General features: G+C 72.8%; 19 protein-coding genes. 9 read left to right on the plus strand and 10 right to left on the minus strand.

What is annotated here, in order from left to right:
- Positions 1 to 38: 38 nt before the first annotated feature.
- Complete coding sequence (locus AB0I51_RS15870) at positions 39 to 1,184, minus strand: hypothetical protein (protein WP_362975342.1); 1,146 nt, start codon at positions 1,182 to 1,184, stop codon at positions 39 to 41.
- Between the two features lie 184 nt (positions 1,185 to 1,368).
- On the opposite strand from AB0I51_RS15870, the gene AB0I51_RS15875 reads away from it, so the two are divergent.
- The gene (locus AB0I51_RS15875) at positions 1,369 to 2,865 is read left to right on the plus strand and encodes a hypothetical protein (protein ID WP_362975619.1); all 1,497 of its coding nucleotides are present in this window, start codon (positions 1,369 to 1,371) and stop codon (positions 2,863 to 2,865) included.
- A gap of 10 nt (positions 2,866 to 2,875) precedes the next feature.
- Here the strand turns inward: AB0I51_RS15875 and AB0I51_RS15880 are convergent, their stop codons facing one another.
- The 6 genes from AB0I51_RS15880 to AB0I51_RS15905 form a co-directional block, all read right to left on the minus strand.
- Complete coding sequence (locus AB0I51_RS15880; protein ID WP_362975344.1) at positions 2,876 to 5,542, minus strand: SpoIIE family protein phosphatase; 2,667 nt, start codon at positions 5,540 to 5,542, stop codon at positions 2,876 to 2,878.
- 273 nt (positions 5,543 to 5,815) lie between these two features.
- Positions 5,816 to 6,223: an ATP-binding protein gene (locus AB0I51_RS15885; RefSeq protein ID WP_362975346.1), complete on the minus strand. Its 408-nt coding sequence runs from the start codon at positions 6,221 to 6,223 to the stop codon at positions 5,816 to 5,818.
- A 226-nt stretch (positions 6,224 to 6,449) separates the two neighbouring features.
- Positions 6,450 to 6,890 carry an NUDIX domain-containing protein gene (locus AB0I51_RS15890; protein ID WP_362975348.1) on the minus strand — a complete coding sequence of 147 codons (441 nt, stop codon included), beginning with the start codon at positions 6,888 to 6,890 and terminating at the stop codon, positions 6,450 to 6,452.
- A gap of 22 nt (positions 6,891 to 6,912) precedes the next feature.
- Positions 6,913 to 7,104 carry an SPOR domain-containing protein gene (locus tag AB0I51_RS15895; RefSeq protein ID WP_362975350.1) on the minus strand — a complete coding sequence of 64 codons (192 nt, stop codon included), beginning with the start codon at positions 7,102 to 7,104 and terminating at the stop codon, positions 6,913 to 6,915.
- A gap of 368 nt (positions 7,105 to 7,472) precedes the next feature.
- A complete protein-coding gene (locus AB0I51_RS15900; protein WP_362975352.1) occupies positions 7,473 to 8,225 on the minus strand; it encodes a GntR family transcriptional regulator in 753 nt (250 codons plus the stop codon).
- 147 nt (positions 8,226 to 8,372) lie between these two features.
- Positions 8,373 to 9,719, minus strand: coding sequence for a DUF4190 domain-containing protein (locus AB0I51_RS15905; RefSeq protein WP_362975354.1), 1,347 nt, complete (start codon positions 9,717 to 9,719; stop codon positions 8,373 to 8,375).
- Positions 9,720 to 9,924: 205 nt separating this feature from the next.
- Between AB0I51_RS15905 and AB0I51_RS15910 the strand changes: the two genes are divergently transcribed.
- The 3 genes from AB0I51_RS15910 (at position 9,925) to AB0I51_RS15920 (ending at position 15,011) form a co-directional block, all read left to right on the plus strand.
- On the plus strand, positions 9,925 to 11,031 hold the full coding sequence (locus tag AB0I51_RS15910) for a serpin family protein (RefSeq protein WP_362975356.1): 1,107 nt from the start codon (positions 9,925 to 9,927) through the stop codon (positions 11,029 to 11,031).
- Between the two features lie 133 nt (positions 11,032 to 11,164).
- Positions 11,165 to 12,319 carry a serpin family protein gene (locus AB0I51_RS15915; RefSeq protein ID WP_362975358.1) on the plus strand — a complete coding sequence of 385 codons (1,155 nt, stop codon included), beginning with the start codon at positions 11,165 to 11,167 and terminating at the stop codon, positions 12,317 to 12,319.
- 88 nt (positions 12,320 to 12,407) lie between these two features.
- Positions 12,408 to 15,011, plus strand: a complete 2,604-nt coding sequence (locus tag AB0I51_RS15920; protein ID WP_362975360.1) for a discoidin domain-containing protein — start codon at positions 12,408 to 12,410, stop codon at positions 15,009 to 15,011.
- Between the two features lie 25 nt (positions 15,012 to 15,036).
- On the opposite strand, the gene AB0I51_RS15925 is transcribed toward AB0I51_RS15920, so the two are convergent.
- The gene (locus AB0I51_RS15925) at positions 15,037 to 17,274 is read right to left on the minus strand and encodes a DEAD/DEAH box helicase (RefSeq protein WP_362975362.1); all 2,238 of its coding nucleotides are present in this window, start codon (positions 17,272 to 17,274) and stop codon (positions 15,037 to 15,039) included.
- 82 nt (positions 17,275 to 17,356) lie between these two features.
- Complete coding sequence (locus AB0I51_RS15930) at positions 17,357 to 18,187, minus strand: oxidoreductase (protein ID WP_362975364.1); 831 nt, start codon at positions 18,185 to 18,187, stop codon at positions 17,357 to 17,359.
- A 94-nt stretch (positions 18,188 to 18,281) separates the two neighbouring features.
- Between AB0I51_RS15930 and AB0I51_RS15935 the strand changes: the two genes are divergently transcribed.
- Positions 18,282 to 19,187: a LysR family transcriptional regulator gene (locus AB0I51_RS15935; RefSeq protein ID WP_362975366.1), complete on the plus strand. Its 906-nt coding sequence runs from the start codon at positions 18,282 to 18,284 to the stop codon at positions 19,185 to 19,187.
- A gap of 108 nt (positions 19,188 to 19,295) precedes the next feature.
- Positions 19,296 to 20,831, plus strand: coding sequence for a hypothetical protein (locus AB0I51_RS15940; RefSeq protein WP_362975368.1), 1,536 nt, complete (start codon positions 19,296 to 19,298; stop codon positions 20,829 to 20,831).
- On the opposite strand, the gene AB0I51_RS15945 is transcribed toward AB0I51_RS15940, so the two are convergent.
- Complete coding sequence (locus tag AB0I51_RS15945; protein WP_362975370.1) at positions 20,816 to 22,270, minus strand: sigma-70 family RNA polymerase sigma factor; 1,455 nt, start codon at positions 22,268 to 22,270, stop codon at positions 20,816 to 20,818. The genes AB0I51_RS15940 and AB0I51_RS15945 overlap by 16 nt on opposite strands.
- A gap of 208 nt (positions 22,271 to 22,478) precedes the next feature.
- Between AB0I51_RS15945 and AB0I51_RS15950 the strand changes: the two genes are divergently transcribed.
- The 3 genes from AB0I51_RS15950 (at position 22,479) to AB0I51_RS15960 (ending at position 25,077) form a co-directional block, all read left to right on the plus strand.
- Complete coding sequence (locus AB0I51_RS15950) at positions 22,479 to 22,892, plus strand: SsgA family sporulation/cell division regulator (protein WP_362975371.1); 414 nt, start codon at positions 22,479 to 22,481, stop codon at positions 22,890 to 22,892.
- Between the two features lie 68 nt (positions 22,893 to 22,960).
- The gene (locus AB0I51_RS15955) at positions 22,961 to 24,451 is read left to right on the plus strand and encodes an FAD-dependent oxidoreductase (protein WP_362975373.1); all 1,491 of its coding nucleotides are present in this window, start codon (positions 22,961 to 22,963) and stop codon (positions 24,449 to 24,451) included.
- A complete protein-coding gene (locus AB0I51_RS15960; protein WP_362975375.1) occupies positions 24,448 to 25,077 on the plus strand; it encodes a hypothetical protein in 630 nt (209 codons plus the stop codon). The genes AB0I51_RS15955 and AB0I51_RS15960 overlap by 4 nt, the downstream gene beginning before the upstream one ends.
- Positions 25,078 to 25,098 lie beyond the last annotated feature (21 nt).

Raw genomic sequence — 25,098 nt, forward strand, 5'->3', positions numbered from 1 at the left:
TGAACGGCACCGTATTTTGACCGAACTCCGACACGCGCTCAACGCACCCAGTCCTCCCGGTACGCCGTCCAGTCCGCCTCCGTCGCCGCGAAGTCCACGTACAGGGCGACACCGAAGTTCGCGCGGTCCGCGTCCGTGCGGGACAGGCCGAGGCGTACGCCCCGGACGGCGGCGGGGACGGTCTCGGCGGCGCCCCGGTGGCCGAAGCGGTTCTCGTGGAAGAAGGGCAGGCCCATGAGCAGGCCGGTGGAGTCCGGGGTGACCTCCAGGGCGAGCGAGGTCTGCTGGGCGACGTAGCCGCCGTAGAGGCTCTGCAGGGGCTGCATCGTGTCGTACGACATGACGGCGATCTGGTCGACGCGGCGGGCGACCTGGCCGAAGTACGCCTGCGACCACCACTTGGGGTGGTTGGTGACGGTGCCCCAGAAGGAGTGGAAGGCGGGGAGCGGGTCGATCTGGTGGGCGGCGACGGAGAGTCGGGCGTTCCGGGACTCGGTGACTTCGTGCAGTCTGTCGAGCAGGTCGAGGTAGTTGTCGTCGCCGGAGTGCAGGGGTTCCAGGTCGAAGTGGGCGCCCTCGAAGCCGGCGGCGAGGATCTGCCGGGTGGAGGCGACGATCGCGGTACGGGTCGCCGCGCGCTGCAGCCGCAGGCCGTCCGGGCTCTCGGTGGCGAGCTTGTCCCCCAGCCAGGCCTGGACGCGTACGCCGGGCAGTGCGCGGTGGACCGACTCGATCAGCCAGGTGGCTCTGGGGTAGTCCGCCTCGGGGAGGGTGCCGTCGTGCTCCAGGGGCCCCGAATGGACGTACAGGTCACGGATGCCGGTGCCCTTCAGACGGCGGGCCAGAGCGGTGACGTCCGCATCGGTCTTCCGCCCGTCCACCCAGGCGTGGCCCAGCCAGATCGCGTCCTGGTTCCTGGTGCGGGTGCCGTCGGCGGGGTCGCCGGCGTAGTTCACGCGCAGGGCGATCTCTGCGGCGAGGGTGGGAAGGACCAGGAGGAGCACGAGCGCGAGGGCGGTACGGCGGGTCCGGCGGACCCACTTCCTTCTCCCGCCGCGCCCGCCGGTGTCCGGTTCCCCCGGCTCGGCTCCGCCTCCGGCTTCCGGCCGCACCGCGGGGTCCCCCTCCCCCACGTCCGCCGAACCCGCGTCCCTCCCCGTGCCCGTGCTCTCTGCGTGCTCCATCGCCGCGTCTCCCCTCCCCGTAGCCGTACACCTCTCGCCTCGGCCGCCCCCGGCGCCGTCCCCCGTCCCGCCCCGGTCGCGCGTCGGCATTCCTGCTCATACGCTCCGAAATGTGACGTCATCCCTGATACGCGGCCGGCCGCGATGCCCGGCCTCCCACATATCCGTGCGGGTGGCGCATGCCGTGCTGGGTGGGGCTGCCGGGGTCGTGTGGCTGGTGCTGCCGGTGATGACGATCAATGCGGAGGTTCCGGTTGCGGCCACCCGGGCCGGGCCCGCCTCCGCCCCGGCCGGGCCGGAGGCCGAGGGGACGTCCTCCGCCGCCGATCTCGTCCTGCCGCTCGTCGCCGTGGGCGGCGCGGGTGTACTCGCGGGGTACGGGTATGTACGCCGGACCCGTAGGGCCCGTACCCGTACGACTCCCGGTGTGGTCTCACCCCGGCCCCCGGTGACCCCGCTCCCGGTACTGGAACGCCAGGCCGGTGCCGCACTCGTCCAGGCCGACGACTGCGTCCGCACCAGCCGCAACGAACTCGCCTTCGCGGAGGCCCGGTTCGGGGCGCGGGCCGTCGAACCGTTCGTCCTGGCCCTGCACGAGGCCGAGCGCGAGTTGTCCGCCGCGTTCGCGATACGGCTGCGCTACGACGAAGGGGTCCCCGAGGAGGAGGCCGCCCGGCGGCACGCCCTCGCCGGCATCGTCGGACGGTGTGCCGAAGCCGGGCGGCGACTGGATGCCGCAGCCCCGGAGTTCGATCAACTCCGCTCGCTGGAGCGGGAGACGGGCGAGGCGCTGGAGGTCGCGGAGGGCCGGTTCCGTGAACTGACCGGTCGTACGGGGGCCGTAGAAGCCGTACTGGCCGACCTGCACACGCGCTACCCGGCATCGGCCACCGCCACTGTCACCGGATACGTCGAACAGGCCAAGGACCGGCTGGTGTTCGCCACGACCCACCTCAACCAGGCGCGCCAGGCAGCCGACTTGGGGCGGAGCGAGCAGGCGGTGCGTGATCTGCGCGCCGCCGAGGGCGCCGTCGGTCAGGCCGAGATCCTCCTGACCGGCGTCGACCGGCTCGCCGACTCCCTTGCCGCCGCTGCCGACCTGGTCCCGGCCGCGCTCACCGGCGCCGAGGCGGAGAGGGCGAGGGCACGGGCGGCCGTCGGGACCGTCGACGGTGTGCCCCGCTCCCTCCTGGGTGACACCGACGCCGCCCTCGCCGTCGTACGGGAGGAATTGACCGGCGGCCGTCCGTACGACCCCCTCGCCGCCCTGCGGAGCGTCGTGCGGGCCGTGTCGCCGCTGGGCGCCGGGCGGGACGGGGTGCTCGGCGCCGCCGCGTGGCTCGTCGGCCGGTATGACGTCCGGGCGGCGGACGGATTCGTGGCGACGCACCGGGGTGCGGTGGGCGCCGGGGCGCGAACCCTGCTGGCGGAGGCGGAACGGCTGCTCGGCACCGACCCCGCCGCGGCCGGCGCACCCGCGTTGGCGGCCCGGGAGTCGGCCGAACAGGACGTCCGCGTGCACGGCAACCCGTACTCCGGCGGCGCCGAGCACACGAGCGGAGCCGTCCTCGGCGGCGTGCTGCTCGGCGAGGAGGCGGACGGCGGGCCGCCACCCGCCTTCGGCGGGCCGGACACCCGCCGGCGCGGGGAACCCGGCCCGGAGCCCGTCGGAACAGACTGACCGGAGCCCGTCAGAACAGACTGAGCAGCGCCTCCGCCGGGTCCACCATCCCGGTTTCGCCGTCCGGCAGCGGGAGTTCGAACCACACCGTCTTGCCGCGCGGTGTCCGGCGTGAGCCCCAGGCCGCCGACAGGAGGCCGACCAGTTGGAGCCCCCGCCCGCCCTCGTCCGTGTCGCGGGCGCGACGGCGGCGCGGCTGGACCAGCCCGGCGTCCCAGACCTCGCACACCAGCGTGCGGTCCAGCAACAGCCGTAGCCTGATCTCGCCCTCGCCGTACCGGAGCGCGTTCGTCACCAGTTCGCTGACCAGCAACTCGGTGGTGTCGATGAGGGGTTCGAGGTCCCAGGACTGCAGCCGGGCGCGCGCGTACTCGCGGGCGCGGCCCACGCTGCGCGGCTCGCGCGGCAGGGTCCAGTCGCCGACCGAGTCCTCGGGCAGGCCCTGGACGCGGGCCATCAGCAGCGCGATGTCGTCCTCGCCGTGGTGGGTGTCGAGGGTGCTGAGGACGTGGTCGCAGACGTCCTCCAGGTCCCGGTGGGTCTCGGCGTTCAGTGCCGCGGCCGCGGCCGGACCGCCGTCGTGGTCCGGGCGGTTGGGGTCGGTCAGGGCGCCCACGAAGGCCTGGAGGCCCTCGTCGAGGGGATGGTCGCGGGATTCGACCAGTCCATCGGTGTAGAGCGCCAACAGTGCGCCTTCGGGCAGTTCGACCTCCACCTCCTCGAAGGGCTCGCCGCCGACGCCGAGCGGCATGCCGGGCGGCACGTCGAGCATCAGCGCCGCCTCGCCGGGTTCCACCAGGACCGGCGGGAGATGGCCCGCGTTGGCGAAGGTGCACCGCCTGGTCACCGAGTCGTAGACGGCGTAGATACAGGTCGCGAGGTACACCTCGGAGAGGTCCGCCTCGCGGGGGCGGCGGGCGGCCCGGGTGGCCTGCTGGACGCCGCCGGGGGTGCCGAGGCCGCGCGCGATCTCGTCCAACGCGGAGAGGACTTCGGCCGGTTCCAGGTCGAGGAGGGCCAAGGTGCGTACGGCGGTGCGGAGTTCGCCCATGGCGACGGCCGCGCGCAGGCCGCGGCCCATCACGTCGCCCACCACCAACGCCGTGCGGTGGCCGGGGAGTTCGATGACGTCGAACCAGTCGCCGCCGACCTCCGTCGCCGCGTTCCCGGGGAGATAGCGGCAGGCGATGTCGAGGCCGGACGCCTCCGGGTCGCCGGGCGGCAGGAGCGACCGCTGCAGTATCAACGCCCGCTCGTGCTCGCGCCGGTACAGCCGGGCGTTGTCGATACAGACGGCGGCCCGTGCCGCCAGCTCCACCGCGAGATCCCGGTCCCGGTCGCCGAACGGCTCGCTGCCCTTCGTCCGGGCGAACTGCACGAGTCCTACGACGGTGTCGTGGGCGACCATCGGCACGGCCAGCGTGGACTGGACGGGGCCGTTCTCCTCGGCGGGGACGTACTGCGGGCGGGCGGTGCGCAGGGCGTCCGCGCAGGGCGAGTTGAAGGGGTAGTGGTGGACCGCGTTCACGGCGACGGGTGCGCCGCCGCCGACGAAGGGGGCGTCGGAGACCGCGCTCGCGAAGGCCACCCGGCGCAGCTCCGCGCTGCCGTCGGCCCGCCCCGGCGGGGTCTCGTCGCCCGCCAGGAGTCCCTGGTAGAGGTCGACGGTGGCGAGGTCGCAGAAGCCGGGGACGACCACGTCGAGGAGTTCGCGGGCCGTGGTCTCCAGGTCGAGGGAGTTGCCGATGCGGGCGCCGGCCTCGTTCAGAAGGGCGAGATTGCGCCGCGCGGAGGCGGCCTCGCGGGCGGCGGCGCGGCGGGCGGTGACGTCGGTCCCGAGCCAGGCGATGCCGATGGGGCGCCCGCTGCCGCTGTGCACGCGGTACAGGTTGATGGACCAGTGCCTGCGCTCCTCGGAACCGGGCACGAATCCGGTGACATGCATGTCCGTTATCGAGTTGCCGGTCTCCAGGACCCTGCGCAGGGTCGCGGTGACCCGCTCGGCCTCGGGGCTCTGCAGATAGTCCTGGACACCCCTGCCGCGGTGGTCGTCGGGGGTGCCGCCGAAGGTGTTGGCGATCTGCTGGTTGGCCCGCCGGACCCGCAGGTCGGGGTCGATCAGCAGGAAACCGAACGGAGATTGACCGAATATCGACTGCGAGGCGGCGAGATCGGTCTCGATACGACGCAGGATGCGGACGTCGACGACGATGCAGACGGCAGCCCGCTCGCCCTCCTCGGTCCGGGTCGGCATCACATAGACCTCGGCGAGTCCCTCCTTGCCCGGGTCTCCCTCCTCGGTCTCCGGCCCCCGGAAGGGCACCACTCCGGTCCACTCCCGGCCGTCCAGGATCTCGGCCATCTTCCGCTGGCCGTGCTCCCGCAGTTCGGGGTCGACGAACGCCTCGATGGGGTCCATGCCGACGGCATGCTCCGTGGGGATGCCGAACAGCTGCTCGGCCCGCAGGCTCCACTGGTCGACGAGCCCGTCGGGGCCGATGGAGAAGGAGGCGACCTTGATGTAGTCGTAGATCGAGCCGGGCGGGCTGCTCTGCCACATGGCGTCGCCGACGGACATGGCGTCGGCGGAGGGCACGTCGGCGAAGCCCACGGCCTCAGCCCTCGCGCCGCCCGACGGGTCCTCGGACTCCGTGGCCTTCGCTGGTATCTCGCTCACGCGAACCGTCCCCTCCAGCTCACCGCGTCCGGCACCGGTCACCGGGGGCGGCTGCCCGCAGTATCCAGCACTACGGCGCCCCACAACACGGTGTTCACGATCACAGGACAATCCCGATGCATTTCGGACCTGCCCGCGACAACACTCCCAGTCTTCTAACCAGCGGACACGCAGTCGAACCACGCCGATCGACAACCGTCACAGGCCTTGACCAATCGATGGACACCACTGTCGGGTTCGTACAGGAGCGTGCGCCCGCGCGCCGGCCTCGGTTCATCCCGGCACCGCGAGTTCGAACCACACCGTCTTGCCCGTCTTCCCGAGCCGGGTGCCCCAGCGGACGCAGGCGCCGGCGACCAGCTGGAGGCCGCGTCCGCTCTCGTCCTCGGGACGGGCGACGCGCTCGCGGGGCGGGTCGGGGAGCGGGTCGGAGACCTCGACCAGCAGGACGCCGTCCGGGCCGCCGGGGCGGACCAGGCGGACACCGATGGGGCCTGTGGCGTGCCGCAGCGCGTTGGTCACCAGCTCGCTGACCAGCAGCGCCGCGATGTCGGCGAGGGCGGTGAGGTCCCAGTCGCGCAACTGACCGCGGACGGCCGAGCGCGCGGTGCGGACGGCTCCGGGGTCGGCGGGAAAGGTCCACTCGGCGCAGTCGCCTTCGGTGTCGATCAAGCCGATCACATCCCGGGCCAGCCCAGCACACCCATGTCCGATTTCATGGGGTTAATGGGCACATACCCGATATCAAAGGCCCGGTACCGTCCCGGAGGGCGCACTGTGGCACGAACGGCGTACACAGCCCCCGGTGCACTCCGCCGTCCCACCCCCCCTTACGAATCCGGTGCGCCCGCCCGCCACGAACTACGGCGAGTTCCGCACACCCGGCTCGTCGCGGGCTACGACGGGTTCAGCGCGCCCCGGCGTCGAGAAGGGCGAGCGTCTCACGTACGGCAGGGACGTCCTGGTCGAGCCAGTCGACGGCCCAGACGTCCGCGGGGGCGAGCCAGCGCAGCTCGTCGTGGTCCTGCAGGGGGCGCGGGCGGGGCGAACCGGGGAGCAGGCGGGCCGTCCAGACCTGGAGCACGTACGGCGGCTTCAGCGGCCACTCCCCCGGGACGCGGGCGACGGCCTCGGCGTCGACGCCGAGTTCCTCGCGGAGTTCGCGCACCAGCGCGGCGTCGGGGCTCTCACCGGGCTCCACCTTGCCGCCGGGGAGTTCCCAGCGGCCGGCCAGTTCGGGGGGTGCGCTGCGGCGCGCGGCGAGCAGCCGGCCGCCGCGGCCGTCACCGCCGTCGCCGAAGTCGCCGTCGAACAGGGCGGCTCCGACCACCACGATCCGTGTCGTCATGCGCCGGAGCCTACGGGGTGCGTCAGTTGCGGGTGACGTCCCCGTTCTGCCCGATCCGTTCGACCCAGTAGAGCTGCTTGTGCTTGCGGTCGTCGAGGCTGTCCGCGATCTTCTGGGCCTCGGCGCGGGTCGCGTACCTGCCCACGCGGTAGCGATTGCCGTTGTCGTCCTGCCGTATCACGAGCCAGGGAAGAGTGATCGTGCCGTCGTTCATAGCGCCCCTCCGCTTCCCGCTCGCGGTCCGTGCCGTGCCCCACCCCATAAGGAAACCGCAATCCGCATATGCCGGACCCTACGCCTAACCTTCACGCAGCGAATACGGCTTTTCACAAAGAGGTACGCAACCAGCCATGACGGAGGGGGCGCACGACAACGAACGCGCCGTTGGCACACCTCGATGCATCCGGTCGGAGGCACGTTACAGGTCCCGCGAGCGACCTGCGAGAAAGACCGGATTCCAACGGCCGTCAAGGCAGGGCGGATTGACCGGTTCCGGCGACAACTGCCGGGAAAGTTGCGCTACTTCACCTGGAATGCACCCAACGCACTACTCGGCGCGCTACTTCACAGGAAGTCGGCGCATCACTTCACGGGAAGGTGGTAGGCGATCCGGTAGCGGTCGGCCGGGACCACCACGTCGGCCGTCTCCACCGCGCGCCCCGAGGCGTAGTACGTGCGCTGGATGACGAGGACCACATGCCCGGGGACGCCGCCCAGCGCGAGCAGCTCCTCGGAGAGGCCCGGCCTGGCGCCGACCTCCTCCGTGACGTTGTCCACCACGACGTCGATGGCACGCATCCGCTCGACGACCCCCATCCCGCCGAGCGGACCCTCCTCGGGCAGCATCACGGGCGTACGGCCCGTCACCGCGAGGGGTTCCCAGGACGTGGAGAGCATCATCGTCTCGCCGGCGTCCCGGAACACGTACTTCGTGCGCATCACGCGCTCGCCGACCTGGAGGCCGAGCCGCTCGGCGATCGCGCCGCCGGCCTCGGTCTGCTCGCTGCTGGACTCCCAGGTGCCACGCGCCTCGCCGTCGGCCTGCTCCTGCCGGAACGGTGTCGCGCCGGCGGGCGGCCGGAACCCGGAGCGGGCGATGCGGCGCGGCACGGGACGCTCACGCACATAGGTCCCCGAGCCGGAGCGGCCCTCGACCAGCCCCTCGGCCATCAGCACCTTGCGCGCCTCCAGGGCGACCGTGTCCGAGACGCCGTACTCCTCGCGGATCCTGGCCTGGGAGGGCAGCCGGGTGTGCGGAGGCAGCTGGCCGTCGACGATCTTCTTGCGGAGATCACCCGCGACGCGCAGGTATGCCGGCTGCTCACCGAATGTCACTGGCCGCTCCCATCAGGTTGTACAGACAGCAACAGCCTGGCAACCGTGGGTTGTGCCATGCAAGCAAAGGCCAGAGAATCACTCGATGTGATGACTTGTGCCCGGCGTGGGCTTTACCCAGGCAGTTTCTCCCCGCTATAGGAGCCGTCACACCTCCAGACCGGTATCGCCTCCCTCGCTGTCCCCGCCGCTGTCGCTCTCGTCGTACGGGGGCGGGGTCGTGGCAAGCCCCAGAGCCTTGCGGGCGGTGACCGACAAATGGGGGTCGATGAGCTCGGCGCCCTTGTCGTAGTACCCGTAGAACTCGTCGGCGTCGGAGGCCCCGGCCGCCTTCGCCCACTGCTTCTGCGCCGCCCGCAGGTCCTTGACCAGGTCGGCGACCGGCTTCGCGGAGGCACTCGGCCACTGGTGCCCGTCCAGCAGATCGGCCTGCCGGGTCAGCGCGGCCGAGACCCGGCCCGCCCAGGCCCTGTGCCCCGGCAGGTCGTCCTCGACGTACTGCGCGTCGGGCGCCGAGTCCAGCGCCGCGTTGAGGACGTGGGCCGCCTTCAGATATGCGACCTGGTCCGCGTCGAGGGTCGTGGCGTCGTTGCGCAGCGAACCGCCGGGCAGGCTCGCCTCCTCGTCCTTGTTGCCGAACGCGCAGGTGATCTCGCGGTCGCCCAGACTCCAGCTCTGCTCGGTCGGGGTGACGTAGTAGATGTCCACGTCGTCGGGCACTGCCCAGCCGTCCATCGCGTAGGAGTCCTGGAGCGCGTAGCACCTGTCGTCCGCGGTGGCCGTGACCTTCTTGTCCCCCGGGTACGAGTCGCCGCTCAGCCGCACCACGGCGAACACCTCGCCGTCGTGCTCGCCGGCGCAGGGCACCACGTCGAAGTCGTACGCCATGCCCTCCAGCGAACCGCTGGGCGCGTCGAAGCACTGCCCCCTCCCGGGGGAGGCGCTCGCGCTGTTCCCCCCGCCGACCTCGACGTCGTCGAAGAAGCCGGTCGCGGCGCCGGCCACCCCGAGCGCCCACAGCACCAGCCCGAACGACGAGAGCACGATGCCGGCCACCGCCATGCTCCGGCCGCGCTCGCCCCGCTTCTTCGTCTGGTTCAGCCCGATCAGCCCGAGGACCAGACCGACGCCCGGAATGCAGCAGAGGATGCCGAGCACCAGGGCGGCGACGGACACGCCGTTGAGGGGCGCGGGGTTGTTGTACGGGCTGTAGCCCTGGGACCAGGTCTGGTAGGGCTGGGGCCCGTAGGGGGCGTAGGGGGGCGGGGGACCTTGGGGGTACGGGGTGTACTGGGCGTACGGGGGCTGCGGCTGTGTCCCGTAAGGGGGTTGGGGTTGCGCCGTCCCGTGGGCGTCCTCCGGCGGCGGGGCGTACGGGTTGTACGGGGTGGTGGGCGCCTGCGGGAAAGGAGCCGGGCCCGGGGGCTGGCCCTGGGGGCCCTCGGGGTCCGGGGTGGGCGGCCCTTGGGGTTCCGGCGGCGGGGGTATGGACACGGGTACCGTGCTCCTGGTTCAGGCGGGGGATCTTCGGCGGGGGGATTCGGTTGCGGGGCCGGAGATCTTCAGGTGCGGAACTGACGTACGACTCGCGCATGTTAAGCACGAGGTGAACGGGGGCGGAATGCGGGTTGCGAAGACGACGGTCCGGGCGGTGAACGCACTCACCGCGCGCTGAGCCGGGGCCGCCTGCGGGGGCACGGTGTTCTCGGCGGCCGGGGTGTGGCCGCTGCTGGCCCTCCTCGCGGACGGTGCCGAGGGCGCGGCGCGGGCGGAGCTGGCGGACGCGGTGGGACTGCCCGCGGGCCAATCGGCCGCCGCCGCACGGGAGTTGCTGGCCGGGCTGGCCGCGATGCGGGGCGTCGACGCGGCGCTCGGGCTGTGGACGAAACGGACCGTGGAGCTGCGCGAGGCGTGGGCGGCGGGGCTGCCCGCCGAGGCGCACGGAGTGCTCACCGGGGATCTCGCGGTCGACGGCGCGGCCCTGGACGCGTGGGCGGCGAAGCGCACCGGCGGGCTGATCGAGCGCATGCCGCTCGCGCTGACGGACGCCACCGAACTGGTGCTGGCGAGCGCGCTGGCCCTGCGCACCGAGTGGCTGCGGCCGTTCACCGAGGTGCCGATGGAGAGCGCGTACTGGCGCGACCGGGTCCCGCTCGGGCTGCGGCGCGAGACCGTCCTCCTGGACCGGATCGGCGTGGCGGACACACCGGACGGTCATGTCACCGAGCTGAAGGTGCTGGGCGACGCGGCGATCGACGTCCACCTCCTGCTCGGGGAGGAGCGGATGACACCCGCCCAGGTGCTGGGCGCGGGGGTGGGAATCCTGGACCGTCGTCATCCCGTAGTACCCGGGGACCGGCTCCCCTACGGCGACCCGGGACCGGGCCTGCGCGTGGAGCGGACCCGCTGCACCCGCCCGCAGCCGCCCACCCTCGACGTGACGACGGTGGCGTACGACCTGACCACTCGGCACGATCTGCTGCGCCTGCACCGCCTGTTCGGGCTCACGACGGCACGGGACGCCACGCACGGCCACTTCTCCGGCATCAGCCCCTGCCCGCTGGCCATCGGGTCGGCCGAGCAGGCCACGACGGCGAGGTTCGGCGCGCTCGGCTTCCGCGCGGCGGCGGTGACGGCCCTCGACGCCATCGCCGTCGGCCTGCCCGACCTCCGCCACGTGACCACCACCGTCACCGCCCGCTTCGACCGCCCCTTCGCCTTCCTCGCCCTGCACCGCCACTCACGGCTGGTGCTGGCGGCGGGATGGGTGACCGACCCGGAGCCGTTCCCCGAGGACCAGGGCTGATCATCCGGTGCCGGAGCGGCGACGATAGCCTTCCCGTGCGCGATCTTGCGCTACGGCACTGACGGGGGCGGAATTGGGAGCGGTCCAGGGGACGGCGGTTCAGGGCACGGCGGTCGGGGGGACCGTCGAAGCGGTGAACCGGCTGACGGCACGCTGGGCGGACACGGCGACCGGCGGCACGGTGTTCTCGGCGGCCGGAGTGTGGCCGCTGCTCGCGTTCCTCACCGACGGGGCGTGGGGCGCCGCGCGGGCGGAACTCGCGGACGCGGTGGGCCTGCCCGCCGATCAAGCGGCCGCCGCCGCACGGGAGTTGCTGGCCGGGATGGGGTCGATGCCCGGGCTGCACTCCGCGCTCGGCCTGTGGACCAGGCGGGAGTTGGCTCTGCGCGAGGAATGGCGCGCCGGGCTGCCCGCGGGCACGCACGGGGTGCTCACCGATGATCTCCCGGCCGGGCAGCGGGCGTTGGACGCGTGGGCGGCCGAGCGGACGGGCGGGCTGATCGAGCGGATGCCGATCGCCCTGGACCCGGGCGTGGTGATGGTGCTGGCGAGCGCGCTGGCGCTGCGCACCGAATGGCCGCGCCCCTTCGAGGAGTTGCCGGTCAGCCCGGACGCCGGGCCCTGGCAGGGGCGGCGGCTGGCGGGTCTGCGCCGCACCGGTGTCCGCCTCGACCGGGCCGGCGTGGCCGGCGGCCCGCACGGCTACGTCACCGAGCTGAAGGTCCCCGGCGACAACGGCATCGACGTCCATCTCCTGCTCGGCGAACAACGGATGACCCCCGGCCAGGTGCTGGGCACGGGCGTGGCCACTCTGGCCCGCCGGATCCCGGTGGTGCCCAGCGGCCGACTCCCGTACGGCGACGTGGGACCGGGCCTGCGCATCGAGCAACAGCGGTGCGCCACACCGCAGCCGCCGGAGCTGTCCGTGACGACGGTGGCGTACGACATGGGCGCGCGGCACGATCTCCTCGACCGGCACGGCCTGTTCGGGCTCACCACGGCCATGGACACCGGCGACGGCCACTTCCCCGGCATCACCCCCGCCCCGCTGGCCGTGGGGAAGGCCGAGCAGGCGGCGGTGGCACAGTTCGGCGCGCTCGGCTTCCGCGCGGGAGCGGTGACCGCGGTCGCGTCCGCCCCCGGCGGTGCCCGGCCCGACCTCCGCTGCACGACCACGGTCGTCACGGCCCGCTTCGACCGCCCCTTCGGCTTCCTCGCCGTACACCGGGAGTCGCGGCTCGTCCTGACGGCGGGCTGGGTCACCGAGCCCAAGCCGTACCAGGGGTAGGGCGGGCCCGGGGCCGGGTGCGCTCCGTGCGTGGTAATCACCCGCGCGCTTCCCGTCGCCGTCCCGCCGCGCACCCCATCGTCGAACGGTGACCAAGCCACCCCGTCTGCTGCTCCCGCTCCTCGCCGCCGCCCTGCTCCTCCCCCTGCCCCCGGCCTCGGCCGCGCCCCTCCCCCGCGAGGGCTGCGGGGCGCGCGGCTGGGCGCCCTCGGCCACCCGGATCGACCCGGCCGACACCTACCACCCGTACGTCGGCAACGGCTATCTCGGCACCCGGGTCCCGCCCGTCGGCGCGGGCTACGCGGCGTCCGGCGAGAAGACGGGCTGGCCGCTCTACACCCCGCGCTACGACGGCGCGTTCGTCTCCGGCCTCTATGCCCGGGGCCCCGCGAACACCGCAGGGCGCGAGGCCCTCGCCGCCCTCCCGACCTGGACCGGCCTCGATGTGACGGCGGGCTCCGAGACGTACGGGAGCGGCAGCCGGATCACGCGGTACCGTCAGACCCTGGACCTGCGCTGCGGCCACGTCCGCACATCCCTCACCTGGACGACGAAGGACGGCCGCCGCACCGACCTGGTCTACGACGTCCTCGCCTCCCGCGACAGCGAGCACACCGGCGCCGTGCACCTGCGGGTGACCCCGCACTGGGACGGCGAACTCACCCTCACCGACCGCCTCGACGGCCGCGGCGCCCGCCGCGTCACGCAGACGGCGGGCGGCCCGGCCGGCGCGCACACCATCGGCGTCGCGTTCCGCACGGACGGGACCGGGGTCGACGGCGCGCTGGCCTCCGTGCTTGACGCGCCCGGACGGCGTCAACGCGCCCCCAGGGGCGAGAAGTTGAGCGCCAGCCAGACGGCCGTTCTGCCCGTCCGCTCCGGTCGTACCTACACCGCCACCAAGTACGTCGGCGTCGACACCTCCCTCACCTCGCGCGATCCCCGGGCCTCCGCCCAGGACGCCGCCGGACGGACCGCGCGGCGCGGGTGGGACGCGCTGCTCGCCTCGCACAGTGCCGCGTGGCGGGCGCTGTGGTCGTCCGACATCGAGGTGCCGGGCCATCCGGACCTGCAACTCTGGGCCCGTTCCGCCCAGTACGGGCTGCTGGCCGCGCTGCGCCCCGGCGCCCGGAACAGCGTCGCGCCCGCGGGTCTGACCAGCGACAACTACGCGGGCATGATCTTCTGGGACGCCGAGACCTGGATGTTCCCGTCCCTGCTGGCGGCCCACCCCGAACTGGCCCGCCCGGTCCTCGACTACCGCTACCGCACCCGCACGGCCGCCGCCGAGAACGCCGCGAAGACCGCGGTGAAGGGCCTGTTCTTCCCGTGGACCAGCGCGAGTCACGGTCTGCTGTGGAACGAGTGCCAGAGCTGGCAGCCACCGCACTGCCTCACCCAGAACCACCTCCAGGGCGACATCGCCCTCGCCGCCCGGCAGTACTACCTCGCCACCGGCGACCGCGCCTGGCTCCGCACCGAGGGCTGGCCCCTCCTCAACGGCCTTGCCCAGTACTGGACTTCACGGGTCACGAAGAACACCGACGGCTCCTACTCCATCAAGGAGGTCGCGGGCCCCGACGAGTACAGCAACGGTGTCAGGGACGCCGTCTACACCAACGCCGTCGCCGCCACCGCCCTCCGCGCCGCCACCGAAGCGGCCCGCGACCTGGGGCGGCCCGCCCCCGCCGGCTGGCTCACCGTCGCGAACCACCTGCGCATCCCCTACGACCCGAAACGCAGGATCTTCCTCCAGTACGACGGCTACGACGGCTCGCAGATCAAGCAGGCCGACACCGTGCTGCTGATCTACCCACTGGAGTGGTCGATGCCGACCGGGGCCGGGGCCGCCACCCTCGACTACTACGCCCAGCGCACCGACCCGGACGGGCCCGCCATGACCGACGCCGTCCACGCGATCGACGCGGCGGCCGTCGGCGAGCCGGGCTGCGCGGCGTACACCTATCTGCGGCGGGCCTACCAGCCGTTCGCGCGCGGTCCGTTCGCCCTCTTCTCGGAGTCGCGGGGCGACAGGGCGGGCGCGTCCGACCCCCTCGCCGGCTCCCCCGCGCAGGACTTCCTCACCGGCAAGGGGGGCTTCCTCCAGGTCTTCACCCACGGCCTGACCGGCCTGCGGCTGCGCCCCGACGCCCTCCGCCTCGACCCGAGCCTGCCGCCCCAGCTCTCGGACGGGGTACGCCTGTCGGGCCTGCGCTGGCGCGGTCGTACGTACGACATCGCGATCGGTGCGAAGACGACGACCGTACGGCTGCGCTCCGGGGCGCCCTTCGTGCTGGACACCCCCGAGGGTCGTCGCACCCTCTCCGGCACGGTCACCCTGAAGACCCGGCGCCCCGACCTCACCCCCACCGCCGACCTGGCCCGCTGCCGGCCGGCGACGGCGACCTCCTCGGAGTCCGGCCGCTACCCGGAGGCCGCCGTGGACGGCAGCCCCGCGACCGCCTGGTCCCCGGGCGCCGACCGCGCCTCGCTCACCGTCGACCTGGGCCGCCCGGTGCGGGTCGGGACGGTCCGGCCCACGTGGACGAAGCGCCCGGGGTCGTACACCGTCGAGGTCTCGGCGGACGACCGCGCGTGGCACGCCCCGGACGGGACGCCCGCCCGGTACGCCCGCGTCACCCTGCGAGGCGGCAAGGGTGCCGCTCTCGCCGAGCTCGACGTGCGATCGTGACGGTCGACTGCCGTGACGGGCAGGGTCAGTTGGCCTCGGCCGCCAGCCGTTGCTGTTCCTCCTCGACTATGCGGCGGGCCAGGGCGGCGTCCGATATGTCGACCGCGTCCGGGGTGGCGTCCGCGAGGTCGCTGCGGCGGGCGAACCGGTCGAAGAGGCGGTCCTTGTTCTTGAGGATGGTCAGGAGCCGGTCGTCCACGCTGTCGGTGGCGAGCATGCGGTGCACCTGGACCGGGCGTATCTGGCCCATGCGGTGGACGCGGGCCACGGCCTGGTGCTCCACCGTCGGCTTGACCTGGGGTTCGCAGAGGATGACCACGGAGGCGGTCTGGAGGTTGAGGCCGACCCCGCCCGCGCTGATCTGGGCGAGCAGCACGGCGTGGCCGCCGGCCTGGGTGAAGTCGTCGACCAGTTGCTGCCGGCGGAGGGCCGGGACGCTCCCGGAGATCGTCCCGGTCACCCGCGTGCCGGGCCCGTCCAGTGTGCGCCGGACCGCGGTCAGTACATCCCGGAAGTACGAGAAGACCACCACCTTCACGCCGTTCTCCGCGGCCTCGGCGACCAGTTCCCGCAGGCGCTGCAGCTTCGCCGACTTCTCGGCGTCGGCGTAGGCGGCCCGGCGCATCGCCATGAAGTTCCCGGCGCCGACCGCGCGGTCGTAGGCCTCGCGGTCGGCGGCGCCGAGCTCCACCCACTCGTCGACCTGGACCAGGGCGGGCAGTTCGGTGAGGACGTCCACCTGGTTGCGGCGGAGGTAAGCGGGGGCGACGGACTTGCGGAAGGCCTGCGGTCCGGCCGCCGCCGTGCCGTTGCGGACCGCCGGCAGCAGTTCGGGGCGGAGGTGGCGGACGAGGGTGCGGAACTCGTCCACGTGGTTCTCCATGGGCGTGCCGGTCAGGAAGAGCACGCGGTCGCAGCGCTCGGTCCACAGGGCTACCGCCTTGGTGCGGCGGGTGTCCGGGTTCTTCACGTAGTGGGCCTCGTCGACGACGAGCATGCCAGGGGTGGGGCCGGGCGGTGCCTCGCCCCTGGGCCGGCGGCGCCCCGGCTTCCCGCCCTCCGGCGCCGGCAGGGTGTGCAGCGTGTCGAAGGTCGTGATCGCGACTCCGCCGCGCTCGCGCCACTCGCCGTAGGCGTCCTGCCGGTCCGGGCCGTGGACGGGCACGGCGCGCAGGGTGCTGCGGGCGCCGATCTCCCGGGTCCAGTTGATGAGCACTCCGGCCGGGCAGACCACAAGGAAGTGACTGTGCCCCTCGGCCGCGAGATGGGCCAGTACGGCGATGGCCTGGATGGTCTTGCCGAGTCCCATCTCGTCCCCGAGGACGACCCGGCGCTGGGCGAGGGCGAAGCGGGCGCCGAACGACTGGTACCCGCGCAGCGAAACCCGGCGGTGGGTGTCGTCCAGCTGCTGGGCGTGCACGCGCTCGGCCAGCTCCGAGGGCAGGAAGCCCTCGCTCGCCGCGAGGTCGGGCCGCTGGCCGTCTACCTCGGCGAGCTGGCTGTAGTACTCGGCGGACCGCAGCTCGAAGTCGACCAGGGCCTCGATGTCGGAGACCGGCGGGCGCAGCAGGTCGGTGGAGGCCTGGGCGATCAGCAGCGGCACGTCACGGGCGGTGGCGTCGGCGACGAGTTCGTGGAGTTCGGCGACCGCTGCGAGCGCGCCGGCCCTGCGGCGGCGGCCGGCGAGCGCCATCAGCAGCCTGCTGGTGGCGGGCCGGGCCGACGGCAGCAGCGCGCCGAGCCGTTCGTCGAGCCGGGTGGCCGCGTCCAGCGCGCGGCGCAGCTCGGGGCCCGCCTCGACGAGCCGCTGAAGGGCGACGACCAGGGCGGTGGTGCGGGGTTCGGGGTCGTCGACATCGATGCGGACGGAGACGGTCTCCCCGACGGCCCTCGCGATCTGCCGGGCCGCGGCGAGCGCCCGGTCCGCGGTCTGCTGCCCCACTCCGGGCAACTGTCGCAGCGCGTACCGGCTCGCCTCGTGCACCGCGCGCACCGAGGTGAGCCCCGCAGCCTCCACGGCCCCGAGCCGCAGCCGCCCCTCGGTGACGTCCTTCAGCCTGCCGACCGGGATGGACTCCAGCTCCTGGGCGACGAGTTCGGCCCGCAGCGGTTCCAGTGCGGAGCGGACGGTGTCGAGGGCGCGGGTGTGGTCGGCACGCAGGGCGCGCGCCACGTCGTACAACCGCGTCCCCCGCGAGCACAGCTCCCTGATCTGCCGCCCGCCGCGCGGAAACTCCCCCTCCATGTCACCCCCCGCTCGCATGCGTCCCGTCGTGCGTCCATCGTTGCACCCACCACTGACAACGGGGACGGGAGCGGACGGGCCAAGGCTTCCCGGCCGTCGGTCAGGCGTCGAACCCGGTCGCGCGGGTCCGCTTCTCCCAGGCCGCGATGTCGCCGCGCACCTGGTCGAGGTGGCCGAGCACGGCGTCGACCGCGTCGTCACCCAGGGGCAGCCGCAGCGGGGTCTCCTCGGCGTCGAGGGCGGCGAGGACGAGGGCCGCCGCCTTCGCGGGGTCGCCGGCCTGGCCGCCGTCACCGCCGGAGACGAAGCCGCGGGTCTCGGTCACCTTGGCGTACACACCGCTGTCGGCGCTGACCCCGGCCCGGCTGGTGTCGAAGAGGGCGGTCCGGAAGGCGCCCGGTTCGACGATCAGCACCTTGACGCCGAACTCGGCGACCTCGTCGGCGAGCGCCTCGGACAGTCCCTCCAGCGCGAACTTCGTTCCGCTGTACGCCGAGAAGCCCGCGAAGGACATCTGCCCGCCCATACTGCTCATCTGCACGATCGCCCCCGAGCGCCGCTCCCGCATGTGCGGCAGTACCGCGCGCGTGAGCGCGGCCGGCCCGAAGACATGCAGGTCGAACAGGTCCCGCAGCTCCTGCTCGGTGGTCTCCTCGAAGGCGCCGACATGCGTACGGCCCGCGTTGTTGACGAGGACGTCGATCCGCCCGTGCCGCGCCACCACGTCCCGTACGGCCGCCTCCGCCGCCCCCGTGTCAGTGACGTCCAGCCGCAGCGCCTCCAACTGGTCGGGGCGCGCGGCCACCAGGTCGTCCAGCGCCTCGGTCCGCCGGGCAGCGCCGACGACCACGTCACCGGCGGCGAGCGCGGCCTCGGCGATCGCCCGCCCGAACCCGCTGCTGGCGCCGGTCACGAGCCACACCTTGTTCATGACGTCTCCCTTTGAGATCCGTGTTGCCATCTGCGGACCAGCCTGCTCCCGCCCCCCGTTGCCCGTCCAAGACCTCCTCTGATAGCCGTTGGTTATGACGATGGACGTCCACGTGCGGGACCTGCGCTACTTCGTCGCGGTCGCCGAGGAACTGCACTTCACGCGCGCGGCCGAGAAGCTGTACGTGTCGCAGCCCGCGCTGAGCAAGCAGATCCGGGCGCTGGAGCGGCAGTTGGGCGCCGAGCTGTTCCGCCGCGACCGGCAGGGCGTGGCGCTCACCGCCGCCGGGACGGTCCTGCTGCCGTACGCGGAGCGGGTGTTGGCCCTCTGGGCGGAGGGCGCGACCGCGCTGGCGGAGGTCAGTGCGGCCGAACGCAGCACCCTGGTGGTCGGCATGAGCACCAGCCCTGGCCGGGGCGGCCTGCTGCCCGCGATCCGCTCCCGGTTCACGGCCGCGCGTCCGGAGGCGGTCGTACGGCTTCGACAGGTGAGCTGGGACGATCCGACGGCGGGGCTCGCGGACGGCGGCGCAAACGTCGCCTTCGTCTGGCTGCCACTGCCCGACGCGGAGCGCTACGACTGGACGGTGGTCGCCGAGGAGCCCCGTCTGGTCGCGTTCCCCGACTCCCATCCGCTGGCCGCCCGCGCCGAGGTCGACTTCGCGGACCTTCTCGACGAGCCGTTCCTCGCCCTGCCGCCCAGCGCGGGCCCGCTGCGCGACCACTGGCTCGCCCTCACCGAACGCGGAGGCCGTCCGCCGCGCATCGGGGCGGAGATCGCGAGCACGGAGGAGACGTACGAGGCGTTGGCCGCCGGTCTGGGCATCTGCCTGGTGGCCGCGGGCAACGCGCATCTGATCACGCTCGGCGGGGTCACCACCCGTCCGGTGCACGGTGTTTCGCCGAGCCGGTACGCCCTCGCGTGGCGGCGCGAGAACGGCGGACGGCCGCTGGTGAGGGCGTACGCGGAGGCTTGCCGGGGGGTCGGGAGCGGGGGGTGAGGCGCGTGGCTACTATGAGTCCCCTTTGGGGAGTCTGGATCTTGGGGGGCAGTCATGAACGCAGGTCGTTTCGGACGTGCAAGACGCATACCGTTCGCTTTCGTCGGCGTGGCCCTGTTCGCGCCGCTGGTCGTTCCCGCCGCGTCCGCGCAGGCGGCGTCGGGCTCGCTGACCGTCACCACGCTGGGGCGGCACGGCGCGAAGGTGGCGACGACGGTGACCGTGGTCAACGCGTCGTCGGGCGAGAGGCGCACCGTCAAGTCCGGCAAGCGGCTCAGCCTGCCCTCGGGCAAGTACCTCGCGATGGCCGACATCTACGAGAGCGCCACGGACGGTCTGGGCACCGACACCATCGGCGCGCAGGTCGTGACGGTGTCTGGGGCCAAGTCCGTGACGCTGGACGCCCGTAAGGGCAAGGCCGTGAAGGTGTCGCTGGACACCCCGGCCGATGTGACGGGGCCGGCCCGGATCAGCGCGCAGGTGTGCGCCGCCAGCATGGACATGCCCTCCGCGTACAGCGCGGGCGGCTGGAACGACGCGGGGGCCCTCTACGCCATCCCCAACTCCTCCAAGCTGCTCCAGTTCGCGTACATGGCGCAGTGGTCGGGCACCGACAGCTATGTCGCGGTCAAGAGGACGACCGGTATCCCGGCCGCGCCCGGCGGTTCGTTCAAGCGCTCGCAACTGGCGACGCTGCGGTTCTCCGTGCACGGCGGGACGCAGATGGGCAGTCAGGTCGACACCGCCCTCCAGGCCGCGCCCAAGGTCGACGACTGCACGACCGACCTGTACTCCGAGGTCCGCGACGACAGCGCACCGTACAGCACCAGCGTCCATGTGACGCCCGGGACCTGGCAGCCGCGCGGCGACGTGGTCGCGGACAACGGCGATGTCGTCAGCGGCGGCTTCCCGGCGACCAGGACACTGAAGGCCGGGCAGAGCTTCACACAGTCGTTCGGGCGGGCCGCGTGGGGCCCCATGCACTACCTGCCGACGGTCTGGCAGAAGTCCGTGAACTTCATCCCGGACGCGCTGATCGGCGACCCCGACGTGGGTGTCTGGGGCTCCGACCCGACGAAGGAGACGGTGGTCCTGTCCAAGGGGAGCACCACCGTCAAGAAGCAGACCCTGACCAACTGGGGTTCCTCCGACGCCTCGTTCGCCGCCCGCATCCACTCGGCCGGTACCTACCGGCTGACCGTGGACGCCCACCGCTACCGCCCGGGCATCACCTTCCCGTCCGGCATGCTGTCGTCGCGCGTCACGCTCGACTGGCGGTTCAAGGCCGACCCGGCCAAATCGGTGGTCGCCCCCGTCTTCATGACCCGCTTCCTGCCGGCCGGTCTCGACAACCGCAACAGGGCGAAGGCGAACAGCGTCACGTCGGTCACCGTCAGCGCGGGCCGCGGATCCCAGGGCCCCGACGTCAGGTTCACCAAGTCGACGGTCAAGTCCCTGAAGGTCTGGGCGTCTTCGGACGGCGGCAGGACCTGGAAGTCCGTCTCGGTCACCCGCTCCGGGTCCTCCTGGAAGGCCGCCGTGCACAACCCGGCGTCCGGCGCGGTCGCCCTGCGCTCGCAGGTGACCGACTCCGCCGGCGGCACGTCGACGGAGACGGTCTACCGCGCCTACGCGATCGGCTGATCCACCTCGGCCGCCCGGTCGCAGGGGCGGTCACCACCACCCGGGGTCTCAACGGGCTTGGGGGCGGGGGGAGTCGGGGCTTCCCCGGAGGGTTCCGGTGACGGTACGGAAGGGGTCGTGGGCTCCGGAGTCGTGGGCTCCGGGGGCTCCTTCACGGGATCGCTCGGAGCCGGGTATGTGGGAGTCGGCTCCGGATCCGTGGCAGCCGGTGGAGTCGGCGTCGGCTCGGGAGTCTCCGGCGGCGTGGGTACAGGCGTGGGCGTAGGAATCGGCGTCTCAACCGGAGCCGTAGGAACGGGTGTTGGGCTGCTGTCACCCACCGGTATCGCGACCGTCCCGGGTCCGCTGTCACCAAGTACGGCCGGAGGCACGGCGGTTGCGGACCCGTCCGGTGCCGACGTCGTGGAGCCGATGCTCGGCGCCTTCGCGGGCTTCCCCGACCCCGACCCCGGCTGCGAGGCCACCGGCGCCTGGGAGACCGGGACTTCGACCACCGGCCCCTTCGCCACCGGGACCTCGGCGGAGTCGCCGCCGCCGAGGACGACGATCACCGCGACGGCGCCCGCGACGGCCGCGCCGACCGCCGCCCCCACCTGCGTCTTGGAGGCGCCGGCCGCCGCGTGCCGTACGCCGTGCAGAATTCCGCCGCCGTGCCCGCCCACCGAGGTGACCGCACCTGCGGACCCCGCGCCGAAGGCCAGCAGGAACTTGCCCGCGCCTCCGAGCACGAACACCAGCAGGGCCGGTGCAACGAGCGCGGGCAGCCGGTCGTTGGCGCGCATCAGGGCCGCGAGCCGGGCCCGGCAGTCGTCGCACCCGTCCACATGGCCGAGCAGCCGTTCGGACTGCCGCTCGGTGGCGCCGCCGCGCACATACGCGGGCATCCGGGCCCAGTGCACCTGGCACGCGGGATCGTCCGGGGCACCGGTCTGGGCGCGCAGGAACGCCTGCCGCATGCCCTCCCGCGCTCGGTGCAGCAGTACGGCCGTGGCCCCCTGCTTGGTGCCGAGCTGGGGTCCTATCGCCGCCAGCGGCAACCCCTCCGCCTCGGCCAGCCACAGCGCCTTCACCCAGCGCTCGGGCAACTGCTCAAGAACCCTGACCAGCAGGTCCGTCGAGGACACCTGCTCGGCCGGATCGTCCCCGTGGAGCCGCACGGGATCGGCAACGGTCCGTTCGTCGGCCTGCGGATCCCGCGGCGTCTCGCGTACGGCGGTCCCGGCGGCGCTCGCGAGATGCTTCACCGTGGTCATGAGGTACGCCGGAACGTTGTCGATCTCGTGCCCGGCGGACAGCCTGCGCCACACCCTGAAGTGCGCCTCGGCGACGAGGTCTTCGGCAACCCAGGTGTTACGGGTGAGCGAGCGGGCGTAGGCGACGAGGCGCGGCTGCTGCTCCTCGTAGATCCGGGCGTACGCCGCAGTGGGGCCGTCGTTCATGGCAGCAACGCTCCAGTTGCCAGTGGGGCGGGGACAAGGGTTTGTACCCTAGATGGCAAAACTTTCAATTAAAGTTGCAGCCGTTCCCCAAGGTGATACAGGTCACATAAATTGCTTTCCGTGATGGCGTAATCAAAGCCCTCTCCGCGTGATCAAGGAGGGTGTGTCGGCACAACGGCCGCCGCCCCGCCCGAATCGGAGACCGCCCATGAGCCCCATCACCCTGGAACAGCCCACCGGCGCCCGCCTGATCGCCGACGACCAGGAGTTGGCCGTGACGGTCACGCTTCGCTACTCCTCCGGCGACCCCTTCGCCGTCCAACTCCTGTTCCCCGCCTGGATATCGCTCGACGGCAAGAAGGTGACGTGGACCTTCGCGCGGGCACTGCTGGAGGAGGGTCTCGACACCCCCGCCGGGATGGGCAACGTGCACATCAGGCCGTACGGCCCCGCCCACACGGCGGTCGAGTTCCATTCGGCGGAGGGCATCGCGATGATCCGCTTCGACACGGTCGCCCTGCACCACTTCCTGCGCCGCACCTACCGGGTGACCGAACCGGGCCGGGAGGCCGTGGGACCGTCCCTCGACCGAGGCCTCGCCTCGCTCCTCGACGGCGCGTGACGCGAGGGGCGGAATGGCGGCCCAACTACCATCTGTGGCAGGCAAATTGGGCTTGTTATCTTCCCCTCATGAGTGAATCGCCGCAACGGCTTCCCCAGGTGTCGCGGACGTCGACCCGTGCCGTGGTCGTCGGAGGAAGTCTCGCCGGCATGCTCGCCGCAGCGGCCGTCCGGGACCACGTGGACAGCGTCGAGATCATCGAGGCGCACGAGTTGCCCGAGGGCCCCGAATCCCGCCCGGGCGTACCCCAGGCGGCGCATTTCCACGTCCTGTTGTCGGGAGGCGCGGACGCGATCGACGACCTGCTGCCCGGCGCGGTCGCCGAACTGCTCGCCGCGGGTGCCAACCGCGTACCCATGACGACCGACATGGTCCTGTTCTCCCCCGAGGGCTGGTACCGCCGCTGGAAGCGGGACAGCCACTACCTGATCGCCGCGAGCCGGGACCTCACCGACTCCGTCGTACGCCGACAGGTGCTGAAGGACCCGCGGATCCGCGTACGTCCCCACACCAAGGTCACCGCCCTGCTGGGGAGTTCGCGCCGGGTCACCGGGGTACGGCTGAGCGCGGCCGACGGCACCGAGAGCGAACTGGCCGCGGACCTGGTCGTCGACGCCTCCGGAAGGGCGGCGCGCACTCCGCACTGGCTGGCCGAACTGGGCGTCCCCGCCCCGGCCGAGGCCCGCATCGACTCCGGCACGGCCTACGCCAGCCGCATCTACCGCGCCCCCGTCGCCACCCGGAACTGGCCCCTGATCAGCATCCAGGCCGACCCCCGGAGCGGCGAACCCGGCCGTGCGGGCGGCATCGTCCCGATCGAGGACGGCCGCTGGCACGTCAGCCTGATGGGCACCCCGGGCGGCCAACCCTCGCGCGACGCGGCCGAGTTCGAGAACTACGCCCGCACGCTCCGCCACCCGCTCGTCGCCGACCTCCTGGCACACGCGGAACCGCTCACCGAGGTCGCCATGACCCACAGCACGGTCAACCGCCGGTACTACTACGAACGCCTCAAGTCCTGGCCGGAGGGCCTGGTCGCCCTCGGCGACTCGGTGGCCGCGTTCAACCCGGTGTACGGCCACGGCATGTCGGTGGCGGCCCTGGGCGCCGTGGCCCTGCGCACCCGACTGTCCTCCCTGGGGCTCGGCAAGGGCCTGTCCCGCGCGGCCCAGCGGGCCATCGCCGGGCCCGTCGAACTCGCCTGGAGCCTCGCCGCGGGCCAGGACATCCACTACGCGACCACAACGGGCGGGACCGCGGGTCCGGCCGACCGACTCCTGCAGCGCTACGTCAGCCGCCTCTCCCGCACCGCCACCGGCTCGTACCACGTGGCAACGGCGATGACGGAGGTCCTGGCCCTCCAGTCCCCGGGCACGACGCTGCTCCGGCCGGGCGTCCTCACGGCGGCACTGCTGGGGCCGCTGCGGCCACAGCTCGACGGGCCGACGTTCACGGCCGAGGAGCGGCGACTTCTGGCGGACGCCGGTATCGCACTGCCGGGCTCGCCGCATAGCCGTGGCACCGGATTGTCAGTGGCGGCTGCTTCCATGACGTCATGAGCACCGTGCACGACACCGCCACCCTCCTCCCCGACCCCGCCGAACTCCGCGTCCATCTGCGCGCGTTGGCCGTCCTGGACAGCACGATGGGCGACGGCCCCGAGTTCTGCCAGTACACCTTCCACGCGGAGTGGGGCCCCGGGGAGGAGGCGGCCCGGATGGACAACGGCTCGGGGGACGAGTTCTCCGTCCTGTTCACCCCGGCCGGCGTGCTCGTACTCGGCTTCGACCACGAGTCGGAGATGAGCCCGTACGGGACGGACGACGGGGAGGTCTGGCCCGGCGTCGTCGACGACATACCCGCCGCGCTGCGCCCGCTCCTGGACGATCCCGCCTTCCACGACACGGGCATCAGCGGCTACGCGATCACCGCCTGCCTGTGGCGCGAGACCGGCGACACCGCCTGGCGCGCTGGCCCGGCCATCGCATTCCCCGCTGGCAATGAGCACCCCGACGGCTCCGACTACCTCTTCCACCTCCTCACCGACCGCTCCCCCGAGACCGTCCGGGCCCACTTCGAGGACTACTACGAGCGCCCCGTCCCGATCGACGCCGTCCGCCACGTCCTCGCCGGACACCCGGTCACTCCCGAGATCACCACGGCCCTCGCTCCGCCCGCGCCCTAGGGCGGGGTCGGTTCACGGCAC

The sequence above is a fragment of the Streptomyces sp. NPDC050549 genome, from assembly GCF_040655035.1.
Taxonomy (GTDB): Bacteria; Actinomycetota; Actinomycetes; order Streptomycetales; family Streptomycetaceae; genus Streptomyces.